Source organism: Pseudomonas sp., assembly GCF_035554175.1.
Lineage (GTDB): Bacteria > Pseudomonadota > Gammaproteobacteria > Pseudomonadales > Pseudomonadaceae > Aquipseudomonas.
Genome location: NZ_DATMIV010000056.1, coordinates 16,311 through 34,629, shown reverse-complemented (window position 1 = coordinate 34,629; position 18,319 = coordinate 16,311). Strand labels below are relative to the sequence as shown.

The following is an 18,319-nucleotide window of genomic DNA, read 5'->3' as shown; positions in this document are numbered from 1 at the left end:
TATTCAGGTGTATTGGCAAATTCGCGCACTGCCAGTTGAAGTTTGGAAAAACCCGCCCTCGACGTAAAATCAACTTCGCCCGCCTCAGCCCCTATTGCCCTCATCGGTGTCACCCCTAAAAGTAATCAATCAAGTCGGGACAAACCTAATAGGGGATTACGGCGTACTCAAACGTGCAAAAGACGCAAACTTTTGCAGACGAAACATCAAATAACGCTCCACCGTGGGCGGCGCACTACTCAGTGACAACTTCGCCTGTGAGCGGTTGGGCATATAAATGGGCAAAGCCGCGAACCCGGGTGGATTGCGGCTTTGTTTTTACTTTCGAAATCAGACAGGAAAGTATTGACCTGATGTCTCGCCGACTTGAAGTTGCTTACAACTTGCCTCGACCATCAACAAAGGTATTGTCAGGTCATCGGCTTTTCGCCATACCAACGCGGCGTATACACCCACTCGCCCCCGTCAGCGCGCGGGAACGTGCAGGTCGTGGAGGAGCCGATCAGCACCATCGTGCGCATATCCACCTGATCCGGGGTCAGCGCGCCCAGGGTGGTGGTACGCAAGGTCTGCCCCGGTCGACCGATGTCTCGTCCCAGCACCACCGGGGTGTCAGGCGTGCGGTGCTGCGCGACAATTTCCAGTGCCCGACCGAGCTGCCATGGGCGAGCGCGGGAAATCGGGTTGTAGAACGCCAGCGCAAGATCGGCCTCGGCGGCAAGATCGAGACGTTTTTCGATGATCGACCACGGTTTGAGGTTATCCGACAGCGATATCACGCAGAAATCATGACCCAGCGGCGCGCCGGCCTGCGCGGCAGTGGCGAGCGAAGCGGAAACACCGGGAAGGATTTCCAGATCAACCCGGTGCCAGGCTGGATCATCCGATTCGTGCAGGGCTTCGAGCACGGCGGCGGCCATGGCGAACACGCCCGGATCGCCCGAAGAAACCACGATCACCGAGCGGCCTTCAGCGGCGAGCCTGAAGGCGTGGCGGGCACGCTGCATTTCTTCACGGTTATCGGTGCAGTGCTGCACCTGGTCATCGCGCAACGGCCCGGCCATGCGAACGTAGGTTTCGTAGCCGAGCACATCGGTGGCGCGGGCCAGTTCGGCTTTTACCGCCGGCACCATCAGCTCGGCGGCGCCCGGGCCAAGGCCAATGACCGCGAGACGACCGCGCGGGCGGCCGATCTGCGCGAGGTCCAGCGGTTGCTCGGCGATCGCGATCGCAAGATGTTCAACGTTGATCACATTCGCCGCTGGCACTGCAACGCGGGCCAACGTCTGAAGATCGCTTTGCGCTGCGACGAAGCGCACAGGCACGCCCAGCTTGAGCGCAGCTTCGCGCAGGTTCGTCGAAGCCATGTCAGTGTCGGCTGCCAAGAGGCAGGCCAGCGCCGGCACGGCGACGTTGGCCGCATGCAACGCATCGCGAATGGCGTTCGGCAGATCCGCCACCTCCGCGCTCACCGCCACGGCAACACTGCGCGGATAAATCAGCAATTCATCGGCACGGGCAACACGCCGGGCACTGCCCACATGAATCGACCGCTGCGCTTGCGGATCCTGCGGCAACTGCGCCTGATCCAGCCACGGCGCCGCGCCTTCGATGCGCACGCTGTGCCCGGCGAGCAGGTCGGAAACAAAGCGCTTGCCCGACTCCAGATCCGCCAGGGCATAGCCATTCGGCGGATTGAGCAGGCAGGTGCCGAAGCGCAATTCGCCGCTGGTGGTGATCGCTGCTGCCACTTGCAGCGCCGCGGCAATGTCGCGAGCCATGACGTTGACCCCGCCAAGGCCGCCGAGCAGCGGCACCACCGCGCTGCCGTCTTCGGCCACCGCCAGCACCGCCGGTTCGGCGCCCTTCTCCAGCAGCAGCGGCGCCAAGGTGCGAATGACAATCCCGGCTGCGCACAGGGCAATGATCGGCGTGTCCTGCTGATACAACGCACGCAGGGTCGCGCCGAATTCCTGATACAGGCAATCGGCGCCTTCAACCCGCCCGGCAAGGCCGTGGATCTGCGCTGCCGGATAGACCTGCTGAATCTGCCGCGCCGTCGCGAGGCTGCCCTGGCCGAGAATGACGATGGCGGGAATCGATGGCGTCATCAACCTTGCCACCGTTCGCCCGGGACGATGATCAGCGAGAAGTACGGCGAGGACATCGGCTCGACCTGATCCATCGGCACGATCTTCTGATTGGCCATGGTCGCCCGTTCGACGTACAGCGCACGCTCGGCGAGGCCGAGTTCTTCCAGCACCTGACGCACCTTGGGAAAATTACGCCCCAGTTTCATGATCACCGCCGCATCGGCATCGGCCAGACGCCTTTTCAGATCCTCATGGGGCAATACGCCGGAAAGCACCGAGAGGCTCTGATTGCGATACACCAGCGGCGCACCGAGCACCGAAGCGCCACCCAGCATCGAGCACACACCAGGTACGACTTCGGCCTCGTAACGACTGGCGAGACGGTCGTGCAAATACATGTAGGAGCCGTAGAAGAACGGGTCGCCTTCACAGATCACCGCCACGTCACGCCCGGCATCCAGATGTTCGGCTACGGCCACCGCGGCTTCATCGTAGAAATCACTGATGACCTGCTCATACGAAAGCGGTGCCGGCAACGCCTCGGTGGTCACCGGGTACACCAGCGGCAGCAGGTTCTGCGCCTCGACCAGGTGGGCCTCGATGATGCCGAACGCATTGCCCTTCTTGCCCTTGGCCACGAAGTACGCCACCACTGGCGATTCGCGCAGCAGGCGCAAGGCTTTGACGGTGATCAGCTCCGGATCACCGGGGCCGACACCGAGGCCGATCAGACGTCCTTTGGCCTGCATCATTCGATCTCCGTGGCGAGGGCATTGACAGCGGCAGCCGCCATGGCGCTACCGCCCAGGCGACCCTGCATGATCACGAACGGCACGCCACGGCTGTCGGCCGCCAGTACCGCTTTCGATTCGGCGGCACCGACGAAGCCCACCGGAAAACCGAGGATCAGCGCCGGTTTCGGTGCGCCGGCATCAAGCATTTCCAGCAGATAGAACAGGGCGGTCGGCGCGTTGCCGATCACCACGACACTGCCTTCAAGGTGCGGGCGCCACAGTTCCAGCGCGGCGGCCGAGCGGGTGTTGCCCAGTTCCCGAGCGAGCTGCGGCACGCTGTCGTCGCGCAACGTGCAGATCACTTGGTTGTTGGCTGGCAAACGCGTACGGGTCACGCCTTCAGAAACCATGCGCGCGTCGCAGAGAATCGGCGCACCGCCAGCCAATGCATCGCGCCCGGCCTTGCCGGCGCCCTCGGAAAATTGCAGACCGTCGACGGCCTCGACCATGCCGCAGGCGTGAATCACCCGCACCGCGAGTTTTTCCAGATCGGCGGGAATGCGCGCCAGATTGGCCTCGCTGCGAATGATCGCGAAGGAGTTGCGATAGATCTCCTGACCGTCGCGGATGTAATCAAGCATCAAGGGGGCTCCGAGAGCGGGCGGCGAGCAGGGTCGCGGCCGTTTCAATAGTAAGGTTGCGTGCGTGCAGCGCGCCGAAACCCGGCTGCGTTGCATCGCGAAAATAGAGGTCGTAACGACCGGGGGCAACGGCCAGTAGCGTGGCTGGCGCACAGTGGGCGGCGGCGCAGGAGCGCGGGCAACCCGAGAGGTGCGCGCTGAGTCCCGCCGGCAGCAGAGGTGCCAGTTGCCGGGCATCCTCCTTGGTGTCGGCCAGGCCTTTGCCACAGCCATCGGAGCCAGTGCAGGCGATCAGGCGAGTCAGTGGCTCGGCTTCGGTCGTCAAAAGGCCCAACGCCCGTAACTGCTCAAGCACCTTGTCGGTATCAGTGGCGTTCACGTTCGGCAGCAGCAGGCTTTGCCACGGCGTGAAGCGCAGGCTGCCATTGCCAAACTGACGCGCGAGTTGCGCCGCGCCGCGCAGCATCGCCGGATCGAGTCGCCCGAGCGGCGGCACCGCGCCGACGTAGCAGCGACCTCGCGTATTTTGCTGATGAGCACCGAGGTGCAGCGCGTCTGCCGACGTCGACCGTTGCCAGTTGCTGATTGCTGTGACCGGCACGCGCTCGCGCAACTGTTCGAGAAACGCGAGCCTCGGCAAGGCTTCCAGCAGATGGCGCATGCGCGTCTGTTCTGGCCGGGCCATGGCGAGGAACAACTCCAGCACCGCGACCACCAGCGCGTGAGCGTTGTCCACGGTCACGGCGCCGAGCGGGCGATCGTTCGGGCAACCGGCCAGGCCAAACGCCCAGTGGAGTCCGTCATCACGCTCGAACGCCGACAGCCACAGATCATGCGGATGCTCGAGCATCGCCAGCGCTTCACCGCCATCGAGTTGCACAGCGAACTTGGCGCTCAACTCGTGGAAACGAGGATGAGTTTGCAAGGTATCGAGAATCTGCCCTGCCAGTACGCGGGTGTCGCAGTGCATCTGCCGGTCGATCCCCGCCGTAGGGCTGAGCATCAGGTTGCGCACATCGTCGCCGGCAGCATTTTTTGGCCCGAGGCCAGCGGCGAGCAGCGTGTCGATCAGCGCCGTCGATTGCGCGCCGATCCCGCGAATCTGCAGATTGCCGCGGTTGGTCGCCTCGATCACGCCGCTGGCGAAACGCTCGGCGGCACAGGCCACTGCGTCAGCCTGATCAGCGCTGATCGAACCGCCATCGAGCTTGATCCGACAGATGCCGCCGTCCAGTGCCAGGACGATACGCAGCAACCCCGGACAGGCCGAGGGGCGTAAGGCGGTGGACATCGGGCGTTCGTTCAAGGGGCTGACCGGTTGCGTGGCAAAAGCGCTTCGCGGGCGAAGGCGCGGTATTATGCCTGCTTTGTCCGGCGGCATGAAAAGTCTGCCCGTCGGAACGGCACGTTTAGAGGAATATAGATGTCACCCTGGCTGACGATCGTGGGAATCGGTGAAGACGGCTTCAAGGGTCTGGGCAAAAACGCCCGGCGCGCCCTGATCGGCGCCTCGCGGATCGTCGGCGGCCAGCGTCAGCTGGATCTGCTGCCGCCGTGCATCGGCGGCGAACGGCAATTGTGGCCCAGCCCGTTTTCCCTCGCGCCGGTGCTCGAGTCGCGTGGCGAGCCGGTCTGCGTGCTGGCCAGCGGTGATCCGATGTTCTACGGCGTGGGTGCCAGTCTGGCGCGCCAGGTGCCAAGTGAAGAGATGTCGGTCATTCCCGCAGCGTCGTCCTGCGCATTGGCCACAGCGCGATTGGGCTGGCCGTTGCAGGACGTAACCATCCTGTCGCTGGTGGCGCGCCCGCTATGCGCGCTCAATGTGCTCTTGTTCAGCGGTGTGCGGCTGTTGTTGTTGAGCAATGACGGCAAAAGCCCGGCGGCCGTCGCGCAGCTGCTGCGCGAACGTGGCTTCGGCGCCAGCCGCATGAGTGTTCTGGAGCATTTGGGTGGCGACGCCGAGCGACGTATCGATCGCCGCGCCAATGACTGGGACGACCCGGCGGTTGCAGACCTCAATGTCATCGCCATCGAATGCCTGGCCGAGCCGGGTGTGACGGGTCTGTCGCGACTCGCCGGTTTGCCCGATTCGGCGTTCCGCCACGATGGCCAGCTGACCAAGCGTGACGTACGCGCCATCACCCTCGCGCGCCTCGCGCCAACGCCCGGCGAACTGCTCTGGGATGTCGGCGCCGGCAGCGGCTCGATCGGTATCGAGTGGATGCGCGCGCACCCCAGTTGCCGCGCTCTGGCCATCGAGGCCGATGCAGGCCGTCAGCAATTGATCGAACACAACCGCGATGCGTTGGGCGTGCCCGGCCTGCAATTGATTCGCGGCAAGGCACCGCAAGCGCTGATTGGCCTCGAGCGTCCAGACGCGATTTTCATCGGCGGCGGCGTGACTCGCGAAGGCGTGTTTGCAACCTGCTGGGCACAACTCAAGCCAGGCGGGCGGCTGATTGCCAATGCGGTGACCCTGCAAAGCGAAGTCACCCTGATGCATTGGCGTGAGCAGTACGGCGGCGAGCTGACGCGCATTCATCTCGCCCAGGCGCAACCGCTCGGCGAGTTCGACACTTGGCGGCAAGCATTGCCGATCACCCTGCTGGAACTGGTCAAACCCATCGATGCGTGACGAAACCGCTGAACACCCCGCGCCGCTGCGCAGCGGCCTGACCACCGGCAGCTGCGCCACCGCCACCAGCCTCGCCGCCGCACGCCTGTTGCTGACCGGCGTCGACGCCGACGCAGTACACATCACCTTGCCCAAGGGCAAACAGGTGCAGATGCGTCTGGAGTTCTGCCGCTTGAGCGATGATGGCGCCGAAGCCGGAACCATCAAGGACGCCGGTGACGATCCCGACGTGACCCACGGCGCCCTGCTCTATTCGCAGGTGCGGCTGCGGGCCAAACCCGGAGTCCGTTTCAACGCCGGTGTCGGCGTCGGCACGGTGACCCGCCCGGGCCTGGTACTGGGCGTTGGCGAACCGGCGATCAATCCGGTGCCGCGCAAAATGATCAGCGATCACCTGACCCTGCTCGCCGGCGAAACCGGTTATGGCGGCGGCTTCGATGTCACGGTCAACGTCGAGGGCGGCGAGGCACTGGCGTTGAAAACCATGAATCCGCGCCTGGGCATTCTGGGCGGCCTGTCGATCCTCGGCACCAGCGGCATCGTCCGGCCGTTCTCCTGCGCCGCCTATATCGCCTCGATTCATCAGGGCATCGACGTCGCGAAAACCAACGGCTATCTGCACATCGCCGCCTGCACCGGCAACGCCAGCGAAGACACCATGCGCCGCGTTTACAACCTGCCGGAAATCGCCCTGATCGAAATGGGCGACTTTGTCGGTGCGGTGCTCAAGCATCTGCGCAAAGTACCGGTGGATAAACTCAGCCTGTGCGGCGGCTTCGGCAAGATCAGTAAACTTGCCGCCGGGCATATGGATCTGCATTCGCGGCATTCGAGCATCGACTTGCCGCAACTGGCGCAGTGGGCGGCGGCGATTGGCGCGGATGCGGCGTTGCAGCAAGGGATTCGCCAGTCAAACACCAGTCAGCAGGCCTTGGCGATGGCCAGTGCGGCAGGGATCGCACTGGGTGACGAGGTCTGTCGTCATGCGTTGAATTTCGCCCGCAGCGTGGTGCCGGCGCAGGTGCAGGTCGAGGTATTTGCGATCGATCGCCAGGGCGGGATCGTCGGGCATGCCGGAGGCTTTGCATGAAACGGATCTTGCTGCTCGGCGGCGTCACCGAAGCACTGGCCATCGCCCGCACGCTGGGGCCGGAGCATATCTACAGTCTCGCCGGTGTCGGTCGGGTGCCGAGCGATCTGATCTGTCAGGTTCGGGTGGGTGGCTATGGTGGCGCTGAAGGCCTGGCACAATTCATTGCTGATGAGGGCATCGATCTGCTCCTCGACGCCACTCACCCGTACGCCGCGCAAATCAGCGCCAACGCCGCCCGCGCGGCAAAACTTGCCGGCATTCCCTGCTGGGCCTTGCGCCGCCCCGCGTGGCAAGCGCAAGCGGGTGATGACTGGCGTGAAGTCAATGACTGGGCCGAACTGATTGCCGCCCTCGAACCGTTCCGTCGACCGCTGTTCACCCTCGGCCGCGAGCCACTGCAACACCTCGACGAAATCCCCGCCCATCAGTTCTGGACCCTGCGCGCTCTCGACGTTTATCCCGGCAACCCGCGCTGCGAAGTCATCGGCGCACGCGGACCGTTTCTGCTGGAGGACGAGCGAGCGTTGTTCGAGCGCCGGCAGATCGACGTGCTGATCAGCAAGAACAGCGGCAGCACCGCCACCGAGCCGAAACTGGAGGTGGCGCGCGAGCGGGGAGTGCCGGTGCTGGTGTTGAAGCGACCGGGGTTGCCGGGGGTTGATCGGGTGTTTGGCTCAGTCGGCGAAGTCCTCGCTGCCCTCTCCCGCTGAATCGGCACGCCCCCTGTGGGAGCGAGCCTGCTCGCGAAGGCCTCAGCACCGGCAGCCCTCCAGTGCCTGACACACCGCTTTCGCGAGCAGGCTCGCTCCCACGGAAACTGTGGATTTAGCTGATATCTGTGCACATCCACAAAACCTGTGGGAGCGGGCTTGCCCGCGAAGGCGTCAGATCTGGCGCTGCAAATCCAAATGGCTACACTCTTTTGAACTGCGCACTGCGACACCAGACCGCACGCCGCTTTTTTACTTATCGGCCCTGATCAGGCTAAATGGGCCGCGCCTGATCGCCCACCCAACGGACCTGTCCCATGAACCGACGCCGGTTAGCATTTGCCTGGATCGCCTGCTTTGCAGTGCTGTTCAACATGCTCGCCATGCCGATGAGCGGGGCGATGGCGCAGGCGGCCAGTTCGCCGTCCGGGTCAATACTCTGGAGCAGTTTCTGCACCGGCAGTGGCATGAAAATGGTGGCAGTCGACATCGGCGCCACCCATCAAAAGACCCCGCCAGGCGACAGCCATTCGAACATGCAGCATTGCTGGTGCTGTTCGGGTTCGGCGCCGTTGCTGGCGCTGCCGGGGCATTCGCCGCAGCTGTATTTCGCGCGTTTCGAAAGCAACCGCAGTGTGGCGCCCGTTTCACTGCAAGCGCCTGCTCCGCGCCAGCAATGGCCGAGTCTCAACCCCCGTGCGTCCCCTCTGGTCTGATTTGTTCGCGCAATAACCCGCGTTTCGAATCGTTCTGGAGAACTGCCATGTTGAAGAACCTCATCGTCCTCGCTGCGCTGCTGCTGCCGGCGTGCTTCACTCATGCCCATGAGTACAAAGCCGGAGCGCTGGAGATCGCCCACCCGTGGTCGCAAGAGCTGCCGCCGAATGCGCCGACCATCGCCGCCTATTTCATCATTCATAACACCGGCAAAACCGCCGACCGCTTGACCGGCGTCGACTCGCCAATCACCAAAGAAGCGCAACTGCACGAGCACGTGATGCAAGGTGACCTGATGAAGATGCAGCAAGTGTCGAGCGTGGACATTCCGCCCGGCGACAGCGTGACCTTCGCACCGATGGCTTACCACGTCATGCTGCTCAACCCGACTGATCGCAGTCTGCTCAGCGACGGCAAGCGCTTCCCGATGACTCTGCATTTCGAGAAGGCCGGTGACGTCACGGTTGAAGTCGCCGTGCAGAAAAAGCCTCCGGAAACCTCGCAGGCGCACGTGCACGCGCAGTAACCAGTCCGGCTGAGCGCCGCCATGCGCCCGTTGCGCACCAGGTTCATCCGCAACTGCCGACAGCAAGGCAGCTGGATCGCCCTGTTCGCCATGTTGATGATCTTCATCGGCCCGCTGATTTCTCAGTCGATGCCGATGGATCAACACGCCTCGACATCGATGCCCATGAGCATGGACATGTCGATGGACATGCCTGTCATGGATCACGGCGGCCATCATGCCCAGCCTGCCGCCGAGCACTGCCCGCCGCAATCGTCGCACCACATGCTGTGGGAAAAATGCGGCTATTGCAGCCTGCTGTTCAATTGCCCGGCGCTGACCGGCGGTGGCGATTTCGTCGCCTTCAACATTGCACCACTGAACTCCTATACCCCGCCCTCCCCGCGTCTGGGCCATGCCCGCCAAGCGTTTTTCCCTGGTGCTCGCACCCGCGCCCCACCCATCGCCACGTAAACACGCACCTCTGATTACACACGGTTGAGAAGACAGCTCCACGCTGCCGGCCGTGGTGTTTACGACTGTTCGATGGAAATTGTCATGTCCAGGTTTACTGCTGTCCCCTGCGCGGAATCCGCCCGCGCGCCTTTCGCCCTGAACCGATCGCGGATGCGGTTCGGGTACACCAGCGCCGTGCTTTGCGGCGTATTGCTGGCACCGCTGGCACTGGCCGAAAATCACGCCGACCATCAGCAAGAACTGAGCCCGACGGTGATCACTGCCATCGCCCCAAGCTCGCCACTGACTGTGGTCACCAATCCCAAGGATCCGCGCCAACCGCTGCCGGCCAGTGATGGCGGCGACTATCTGAAGACCATTCCCGGCTTCGCTCTGGTGCGCAATGGCGGTACCAACGGCGATCCGGTGTTGCGCGGCATGTTCGGTTCGCGGCTGAACATCCTCACCAACGGCAGCATGATGCTCGGCGCCTGCCCCGGCCGGATGGACGCGCCGACCTCGTACATCTCGCCGGAAACCTACGACAGACTCACGGTGATCAAAGGCCCGCAGACCGTCCTGTGGGGTCCGGGCGCATCGGCCGGTACGGTGCTGTTCGACCGTGAGCCGGAGAACTTCGGCGAATTCGGCACTCGCGTAAACGCCAGCATCCTGGCCGGCTCACATGGGCGTTTCGACAAGGTTGTCGACGCCGCTGCCGGCGGTCCTCTGGGTTACGTGCGGGTGATCGGCAACACCGCGCATTCCGATGACTATCGCGACGGCAACAACGACATCGTCGCCTCGCGTTACGACAAGTGGAACGGCGATGTCGCACTGGGCTGGACGCCGGATGCCGATACTCTGATCGAGCTCACCGCCGGCAAGGGCGATGGCCAGGCGCGGTATGCCGGACGCGGCATGGACGGTTCGCAATTCCTGCGCGAGAGCCTCGGTCTGCGCTTTGAAAAATCCGACCTCAGCGACGTGCTGGAGAAACTCGAGGCGCAGGTCTACTACAGCTACGCCGACCATGTGATGGACAACTACACCCTGCGTACGCCGTCGGGCACCGGGATGATGGCCGGCCCCATGGCATCCAACGTCGACCGGCGTACCCTCGGGGCGCGGATCAAGGCGACCTGGCGCTGGGCGGATATTCAGCTGATTACCGGGCTGGATGCCCAGACCAATGAGCATCGCCAGCGCAGCGCGATGGGCATCGATACCTACAAGGACCTGCCCTACAGCAAGGATGCCGACTTCCATAACTACGGCGTGTTCAGCGAAATGACCTGGTACGCCGCCGAGCGTGATCGCCTGATCACCGGCGCCCGGGTCGATCGCGCCTCGGCCAAGGATTATCGGCAAACCATCGGGTCGGGGATGACGTCCCGGCCCAACCCGACCGCTGACGACACCCGCGCTGATACTCTCCCCAGCGGCTTCGTGCGCTATGAACATGATCTGGCCGACAGCCCGACCACGCTGTATGCCGGCCTCGGCCACGCGCAGCGCTTCCCGGATTACTGGGAACTGTTTTCGCCCACCTCCGGGCCGGCCGGTTCGGTAAATGCCTTCGATTCGATCAAACCGGAGAAAACCACTCAGCTGGACGTCGGCATCAACTACAAAAACGCCGACCTCCAAGCCTGGGCATCGGGCTATGTCGGCGTGGTGCGCGACTACATTCTCTTCGACTACCCGCCGGCAATGATGGGCATGAGCACTTCGCGCGCGGAGAACATCGACGCGCGGATCATGGGCGGCGAACTCGGCGCTGCCTACAACCTGACGAACAACTGGAAGGCCGATGCGACGCTGGCTTACGCCTGGGGCAAGAACAGCAGCGACGGTTCAGCGCTCCCGCAAATGCCACCGCTGGACGCGCGTTTCGGCCTGACCTACAGCGAAGACAACTGGAGTGCCGGGGCGCTGTGGCGAGTGGTCGCCGCGCAACACCGCATCGACGCCAACAAGGGCAACGTGGTTGGCAAGGATTACGACCAGAGCTCGGGCTTTGGTGTGTTCTCGCTCAACGGCGCGTACCGCATCAACCAGCACTGGAAGGTCAGCAGCGGTGTCGACAACCTGTTCGGCAAGGCCTACGCCGAGCACCTGAATCTGGCCGGCAACGCCGGATTCGGCTACCCGGCCAATGACCCGCAGGCGATTAATGAACCGGGGCGCACGCTCTGGACCAAAGTGGATATGAGTTTCTGACAAGAAAAGTCAAAAGATCGCAGGCTGCGCCAGCCGCGTACAACCTGTAGGAGCTGCCGAAGGCTGCGATCTCTTGATCTTGAAAAACGATTCGCCCAGCGGAGCACACGTAATGCAAAAGCCTCAACCGAATTTCTATAACCTGGCCTGGCGCTGGCATTTCTATGCCGGGCTGTTCGTAGCGCCGTTCATGGTGATGCTGGCCCTGACCGGGATCATTTACCTGTTCAAACCGCAGCTCGATGCGCTGATGTACAGCAGCCTGCTCGACGTACCGGCCGGGCATCACACGGTGCCGGCCGATGACTTGCTGCAACGGGTGAAAAGCGCTTACCCGCAAGGTCAGGTCACCCAATACCTGCCCCCTCCGAACGTCGAGCGCAGCGCGCAATTTGTAGTGAAAAACGCCGGCCACGAGCTCAACGTATTCGTCGACCCGTACCACGGCAACATCCTCGGCGAGCAGGATGCCAGGCAGAACCTGCAAGCCATCGCTCGCGCCATCCACGGCGAATTGATGATCGGCACGGTCGGTGACCGGCTGATCGAAATGGCCGCCGGATGGGGCGTGGTGCTGGTGGTCTCCGGTCTGTTTCTGTGGTGGCCGCGCGGTCAGGCGGCGGGGATTCTGTGGCCACGCCTGAGCAGCCGTGGCCGCGTGGTGTGGCGCGACCTGCATGCGGTAACCGGATTCTGGGGCGCGACGCTGTTGCTGGTGATGTTGCTCAGCGGCATGACCTGGACCGGTTTCTGGGGCAAGCAATACGCTCAGGTGTGGAACGTATTCCCTGCAGCGATGTGGGACAACGTGCCGACCTCGGACATCGAGGCGCGCAGCCTCAACAACGCAGCCCGCCAGACCGTGCCATGGGCGATGGAAAACACGCCGATGCCGATGTCCGGCGATCACGCCGAACACATGGCCCACGGCAACGCCCATGCCGGCCCCGCCGCGCCGGCCATCAGTCTGCAGCAGGTGCAAGACATCGCCAGCGAACGCAAGGTCGAACCCGGCTACAGCATCACCCTGCCGACCACCGCCACCGGCGTGTTCACCATCGCCGTGTTCGCCGACGACCCGCGCAACGACGCCACCCTGCACGTCGATCAGTACACCGGCAAAGTCCTCGCCGACGTGCGCTTCGAGCACTACGGCACGGTTGCTCGCGCTACCGAGATCGGCGTGATGCTTCACGAAGGCAAGATGTTTGGCACCTTCAATCAGATCGTCGTACTGCTGGTATGCCTGATGATTCTGCTCAGCGCCGTCAGCGGCGTAGTGATCTGGTGGAAGCGTCGTCCCGAAGGCAAGTTCGGCGTACCGCCGCTGCGCCATGATCTGCCGACCTGGAAAACCGGCGTGGCGATCATGCTGGTGCTGGCGGTGGTGTTTCCGCTGGTGGGGGCTTCGCTGGTGGTGGTGTGGCTGCTTGACCGTCTGCTACTGTCGCGCGTTGGCCGGACCGAGTCGGCCTCGACTTGAATCAAACGCAATGAGGAGTGGCCGCGGACGGCGGCACGCTCCCCTTGCGAGCTCTTGCACCGGGACTTACAACTCGTCCCGGATGCGGATCGTCCCTTGAGGCGACGGCTGTTCGCGCTGCAGGTTCCAGTCGCGTCTGATCACCCCGCTCTGTCGCCAGTAATGCCCTGCAACCAATACCCGGAATTCGCCGAGAGCCGCCAGGCGCGAAATGAATTCTCCAGGACTCAGCCGGTTGGTCCAGCGCCCGTTGATGAAAAATACTGATCGGGTCAGCAACAGATCCCTTTCGGCATCCGAGTAAACGGGCGTGTATTTGAGCAATACCTGATGGGGCGTCGAGTAAAAGTAATGCCGGATATCGAAGCCCTTGTTCTTCAGATCATGGGTATAGGCATACACCAGCCCGGGCGCCGCGAAGTTGGCGCCGACCGCCTCCGCGTCCGGCACCAGGGTGGTGTTGCCTGACAGGTGCAGCTGATGAGCGGCCACCGGTGTGTAACCCTCGGGATAGTGCGGCGCCGGGTTTCGCCAACTGGCCGATGCGTCATTTGCCGAGAGGAATATTCGCGCCAGCGGATTTGGGTCATGTGCGGACCAGACCATGGGTTCGAGCGGCACGAATTGACTGCCGGTCGCTGGTGCCAGAATGGCGCTCTGGTAGCCGACATCGAAAATGGCCTCGGCCGCTCGCTGCTGTGTATGACGCGCAGCATCGTCAGGATGATGGAAAACCGGGCCCAGCGCCGGCACAGGATTTTCTCGCCAGCGTTGCTCACTGCCGACATCGACCTGTCGCGCCTGCCAACTGTCATTCACCTCGCCATGTCGCGACCAGTGATCGCTGCTCTCGATAACCTCCAATTTGCCGGCCCGAGCCATCCGCCGAACATAGGTCGAAAAATCAAGCGCGCCATTGGCAATATCCCGTTCATCGTTCGCCCCCTGTACCGCAGATACAAACGCATTGGGGCGAAACTCGATCTGCCCGAACTGGTCGTGGAAGTCGCCTGGCTCGAACGCATGCAACTGCAGTTTCAACAAGGCTCCATCCGCGCAGGAAAAGTAGATCGGCAGATATCCCTGCGGTGTATCGGCCCGTACACAAGCTGACTGAACATCGCTGGGCAGAAAAAAGAACTGGCGCACATCGTCAGACCGCGCCCCCAGTGGCGGTAGCGCAGCGCGAAGGTAAATGGCGTCCAGGGTAGAACCTGAAAGCAGCTCGCCCTGCGGGAAAACCCGATCCAGAGCCAATGCCGAGCGCTGGACTTCAAGGGGCAGGGTCGCGAGCAATTCCCCTGTCGGATTACGCAGAATAAAACCGAAGGTCGCCGTATCCCGGCTCACCGACGCTTCATGCACGTACCGGGCGGCAGCATCTGCCTGAATCAGCAGGGGACTGCAAACGGGATTGTTCAGCGCCTTGTCGTAGTCTGTCGCAGGCGAAAGATCCGTCGAATAAGGTACCCAGGCAGATACCCGGCGTGGCAGCCCCCAGATCGCGCTGCCCTTTATCACCTGCAGATGCCCGCCCCTGGCCAGTGCGTTGATCCAATCAACGGGCTGCAAATGCCTGCTGCGCAAGCCCTGCTTTATCGCTTTTGCATCGACGGCGGCGAACCGGTCGCCCTGGCCAAGCAGCTGTGAAAAAAGTTCGGCTTGCGGCTGATACCTGAGCACCGAGCCGTCCGGAGCGAACAGGTATTCTTGCAATGGCTCCGGTTTGTAGCGCACCAGCGAACCGTCCGCCAGCACCCGGTAGCGGTCTTTCACCCCGCGCCTGTTGAATGCCGATTCGAGGACATCGACCGAAAACATGTTCATGTAGATCTCTTTCTGCACCGTCGACAAAATCAGCGACGCCTCCCGAGCGACGCGCGATCTGTAGCGCGCCACGATCTGACAATCGGCGGGAAATAATCCATAGGTCCGGCTTTCCTCAGGGCAGACCTGGATGACATCGAAATCTTCACGGCTGACTTCAATCGGTGCGGTGGCGACATAACGTTTCTCAGCGGTCTCCAGAATCAGGCCGCCATACACCCTGTCGGTCACAACGGGCAGAACGGTCCTGGCGTGAATGGCGGCGGCGTCAGCCGTCTGAAAAACCGGGCCGAGCCAGCGCCGCTGCAGATTGGCGTATGGCTGCCAGGTCACTTTGACCGGCCCCGTCCGGTCCCAGCACAGGCCCGCACGCATGACCGAGAGCTCGCCGCTGTTGGCGACCTCATGAACAAAATCGGTCGGCAACCATTTCCCGGAAGCGAGATCGCTGTTGATTTTCTCGACCATGCCTTGCGATGCAGCGTCATGAAACAGCTTGCTGGACTTGCGTCTTGCGTATTTCAGCAAGGCGCCATCGCGCGTCGCTAGATAGAGTGCGACCGGATGGTCTGATGCCATTACCGGACGACGGCGCCCGTAATACATCGACGTCGTCAGGCTGTCCGGGGAAATGAAGTAATGGGCCAGCCAGTCGTCCGGACTGTTTGCCGGATCCTCCACGTGATGATGCGAATACCAGCTGGCGTGCAGATCGAAGCCTTCGGGAAACCGATACCACGGGGATGTTCGTTGCGTTGCAAACAGGCTATCCAACTGGAACAGATTGCTTTGCGCAGCGCTGACGGGAACCCGCTCAGTGGCGATGTACTCGTCACGGTCGCGGTGTTTGAGGATGAACCCGAAACAGGCGCTGCCCTCTTCTTGCCAATGCCTGTCGCGCACGTGCTGATTGTGCGCCACCTCATCGGCTGAAGCGAACACCGCACTGTAGGCTACCGTTTCCGGGCGGCGCCATGGCAATGGCACGGGTAGAGACACTGCAGGCAATGCCATAACAGGCCCGGTTTGCCCAGGCATTGGCGGTGTGGGAAGCACAGCCACGGATTTGGGGACATTATAAAGTATCTGCCAGATGGGGGCGTCGGGCGCAGGCGGCGCTTCTCGCACAGACCAGGTCGAGGCAATCCGGCCGCGATAGCCCCACAGTTGATTATCCAGGAGGCTGGTCAGACGACCGCCTGCGGCTTGCTCGCGAATGAAGTCCTGCGGGCGCTTGCTGCCAGTGGCCAGTTCCGTAGCCAAGGCACCAGGACTTTGCCGGGTGCCAAGGCGTCCGCTCAGACTCTGCGCGGACGACGAGCCGTTGGACTCATACCGCAGTAGCGAGTCAGGTACGGCTGATGCGTACAGCACGACCTGATCGAGCAACACTTGCCTGATCTCATCGACACTGAACATCTGCAGGCTCAGCAGCGCCTCATGGTAGGTCCACTTGAAGTAATCCACTTCTACCGGATCAAGCCGCGACGGCGCAACGTGGCTCACATAGCGCGCGTGCAGAAGATGGTCATCGGGAAAAATCGTGCGCCCTGCATTGTCCTGCGGGTAGAGCCGGCCGTGCTTGAGCGTATCGATATCGCCAGGCAGGGGCTCGGTCACCACGAAGCGATTGTCGCGCTGGAAAATGTAGCCGGCGTACTGCCGGTCCCGACGGTTGCCAATCTGCTCGTGGGCATAACGGGCCGCGTCATCGGCCGATAAAAATTCCCGGCTCAATACCGGCCATGGGAAGTGCCCGAAGGGCTGCCACTGCAGGTCAACCTCCCCAAGATTCGCCCACATCGTACTGCCGCGCAGCACCTCCAGTTTTCCGGCCAGCACCAGCATCGAGACAAATTCGCGGGGGCGCAGGGTACCGGCCATCAGCCGCGCCTGCACGCCGTTGTCGCCGATCGTCCCATCGGCGAGCACAACGCTCAGCGCTGTTTCGACCGGATCGCCGCTGAAGCTGTACTTCAACATCGAATGATCCTGTGCCCGCATATACAGCGCCAGCCCTCGCCCGACCTGCGCCAGATGCTTGCAGCGACCATGAGCCTCGATAGCGATGGCGATTTCCTGCGGGGTAAAAAAATTGGCGTAAAGCCATGGCTGCGTGGGCGGAAACTGTTTGGGGTCTGGCCGCGAGGCAAAGTAAAAGCCCTCCAGCAGATAGCCCCTGGGCAATTGCAATTGCCCCTTGGCGTCCACCGGAAACAGGCGCTCGGCATCCCACGCGGCCAGCCCGGTGGGGCGTGCGTGGGTCGCGACGTACTCTTCACCAGTGAGTTTTTTCAGTACCAGCCCGGCAGTCTGCGCGCCTCTGGATTTCAATGCCGCGAGCACCGCGCGCTCGGCATTGGCGCAGACGCGGGTCATCAGCGGCAACTCGCGCACCATGCCCGTTGCAAACCCCTCACCCGGTCGCCAGTCCGGCGGCACCACGCCCACCGAATGGCCCCAGTCGGCATTGGAAACGATGACTTTGAGTTCACCGACAGTCGCCAGCTTATTGATGATGCTGAGCACGTCGCGCGTCCATGGCTCAGGCCCCGGCCTTGCCCCCGCTTCGTGCCACCGGTAGTAATCGAGTTCTGCCTGTGAGCCGCTCGCCGTGTATTTGAGCAATGTGCCGTCGGGTCCGGAGAGGTAAGCACTACGGAAATAGGCGCGGCCATCCACATCACCCATGAAATCGGTACTGGAAAAGAAGTTGACAAACAGACGCACGCCCAACTCATCCAGCTCCGGATATTGCTCGGCGACATCATCGTGAAGGGCGACGTGGCTGTGCAGGGTTGCCACGAACCGATATCCGCCAGGCGGCTCCAGATCCCCGGACGCATCGAAGTCAATGATGCTGCTGAACTCGAACGTGTCGGTTGCTCCGGCCACCGGTGAAGAAGCAACGTACTTCCCATCCGGGCGCAACAGAATCAGGCTGCCATATTCCCTTTTCGGCTTTAACGGTATGCGCATATGGACCCAATAGGCAGCGTCCTCCTCTGACAGAAATGGCGGACTCAGTTGCGGCACTCTGGATTTGCGCGAGGCCGGAGCGGCGAGTCCGGGCCGGCCTGACATGTCATTCATGATTAAGATCCTGCGAAGAGAAATCGGGATATCGATCGAATGAGTGTCCGCCGGCGGTTCTGAGCAGCTGCGGTACATGTTTATCGTTTCTGTATCCGCATCTGAACGC

13 protein-coding genes are annotated in these 18,319 nt (G+C 62.6%); 8 read left to right on the top strand and 5 right to left on the bottom strand.

Features of this window, described 5'->3' with window-relative positions; translation table 11 throughout:
* Window positions 1–410 precede the first annotated feature (410 nt).
* The 4 genes from cobJ to cobG are packed head-to-tail and all read right to left on the bottom strand — an operon-like array spanning window position 411 to window position 4,759.
* A complete protein-coding gene (gene cobJ / locus VNV36_RS25115; protein ID WP_325721668.1) occupies window positions 411–2,111 on the bottom strand; it encodes a precorrin-3B C(17)-methyltransferase in 1,701 nt (566 codons plus the stop codon).
* The gene (locus tag VNV36_RS25110; RefSeq protein ID WP_414705544.1) at window positions 2,111–2,845 is read right to left on the bottom strand and encodes a precorrin-2 C(20)-methyltransferase; all 735 of its coding nucleotides are present in this window, start codon (window positions 2,843–2,845) and stop codon (window positions 2,111–2,113) included. Before VNV36_RS25110 ends, cobJ begins: the two co-directional genes overlap by 1 nt.
* A complete protein-coding gene (locus tag VNV36_RS25105; RefSeq protein ID WP_325721665.1) occupies window positions 2,842–3,468 on the bottom strand; it encodes a precorrin-8X methylmutase in 627 nt (208 codons plus the stop codon). The genes VNV36_RS25110 and VNV36_RS25105 overlap by 4 nt, the downstream gene beginning before the upstream one ends.
* Window positions 3,461–4,759 carry a precorrin-3B synthase gene (gene cobG, locus VNV36_RS25100; protein WP_325721663.1) on the bottom strand — a complete coding sequence of 433 codons (1,299 nt, stop codon included), beginning with the start codon at window positions 4,757–4,759 and terminating at the stop codon, window positions 3,461–3,463. Before cobG ends, VNV36_RS25105 begins: the two co-directional genes overlap by 8 nt.
* Before the next feature lie 132 nt (window positions 4,760–4,891).
* Here cobG and cbiE point away from each other — a divergent pair, with 132 nt between their 5' ends.
* The 8 genes from cbiE (at window position 4,892) to VNV36_RS25060 (ending at window position 13,290) form a co-directional block, all read left to right on the top strand.
* The gene (gene cbiE, locus VNV36_RS25095) at window positions 4,892–6,103 is read left to right on the top strand and encodes a precorrin-6y C5,15-methyltransferase (decarboxylating) subunit CbiE (protein WP_325721661.1); all 1,212 of its coding nucleotides are present in this window, start codon (window positions 4,892–4,894) and stop codon (window positions 6,101–6,103) included.
* Window positions 6,096–7,193: a cobalt-precorrin-5B (C(1))-methyltransferase gene (locus VNV36_RS25090; RefSeq protein WP_325721659.1), complete on the top strand. Its 1,098-nt coding sequence runs from the start codon at window positions 6,096–6,098 to the stop codon at window positions 7,191–7,193. The genes cbiE and VNV36_RS25090 overlap by 8 nt, the downstream gene beginning before the upstream one ends.
* Window positions 7,190–7,906, top strand: a complete 717-nt coding sequence (locus tag VNV36_RS25085; RefSeq protein WP_325721657.1) for a cobalt-precorrin-6A reductase — start codon at window positions 7,190–7,192, stop codon at window positions 7,904–7,906. The genes VNV36_RS25090 and VNV36_RS25085 overlap by 4 nt, the downstream gene beginning before the upstream one ends.
* Before the next feature lie 317 nt (window positions 7,907–8,223).
* Entirely contained in the window at window positions 8,224–8,622 is a 399-nt protein-coding gene (locus VNV36_RS25080; RefSeq protein ID WP_325721655.1) for a DUF2946 domain-containing protein, read from the top strand.
* A 47-nt stretch (window positions 8,623–8,669) separates the two neighbouring features.
* Window positions 8,670–9,149, top strand: coding sequence for a copper chaperone PCu(A)C (locus tag VNV36_RS25075; protein ID WP_325721653.1), 480 nt, complete (start codon window positions 8,670–8,672; stop codon window positions 9,147–9,149).
* A 21-nt stretch (window positions 9,150–9,170) separates the two neighbouring features.
* A complete protein-coding gene (locus VNV36_RS25070; protein ID WP_325721651.1) occupies window positions 9,171–9,602 on the top strand; it encodes a DUF2946 domain-containing protein in 432 nt (143 codons plus the stop codon).
* 84 nt (window positions 9,603–9,686) lie between these two features.
* On the top strand, window positions 9,687–11,807 hold the full coding sequence (locus VNV36_RS25065) for a TonB-dependent copper receptor (RefSeq protein WP_325721649.1): 2,121 nt from the start codon (window positions 9,687–9,689) through the stop codon (window positions 11,805–11,807).
* 112 nt (window positions 11,808–11,919) lie between these two features.
* Window positions 11,920–13,290, top strand: a complete 1,371-nt coding sequence (locus tag VNV36_RS25060; protein WP_325721647.1) for a PepSY-associated TM helix domain-containing protein — start codon at window positions 11,920–11,922, stop codon at window positions 13,288–13,290.
* 66 nt (window positions 13,291–13,356) lie between these two features.
* Here the strand turns inward: VNV36_RS25060 and VNV36_RS25055 are convergent, their stop codons facing one another.
* Entirely contained in the window at window positions 13,357–18,210 is a 4,854-nt protein-coding gene (locus VNV36_RS25055) for a DUF4329 domain-containing protein (RefSeq protein WP_325721645.1), read from the bottom strand.
* Between the last annotated feature and the right edge of the window lie 109 nt (window positions 18,211–18,319).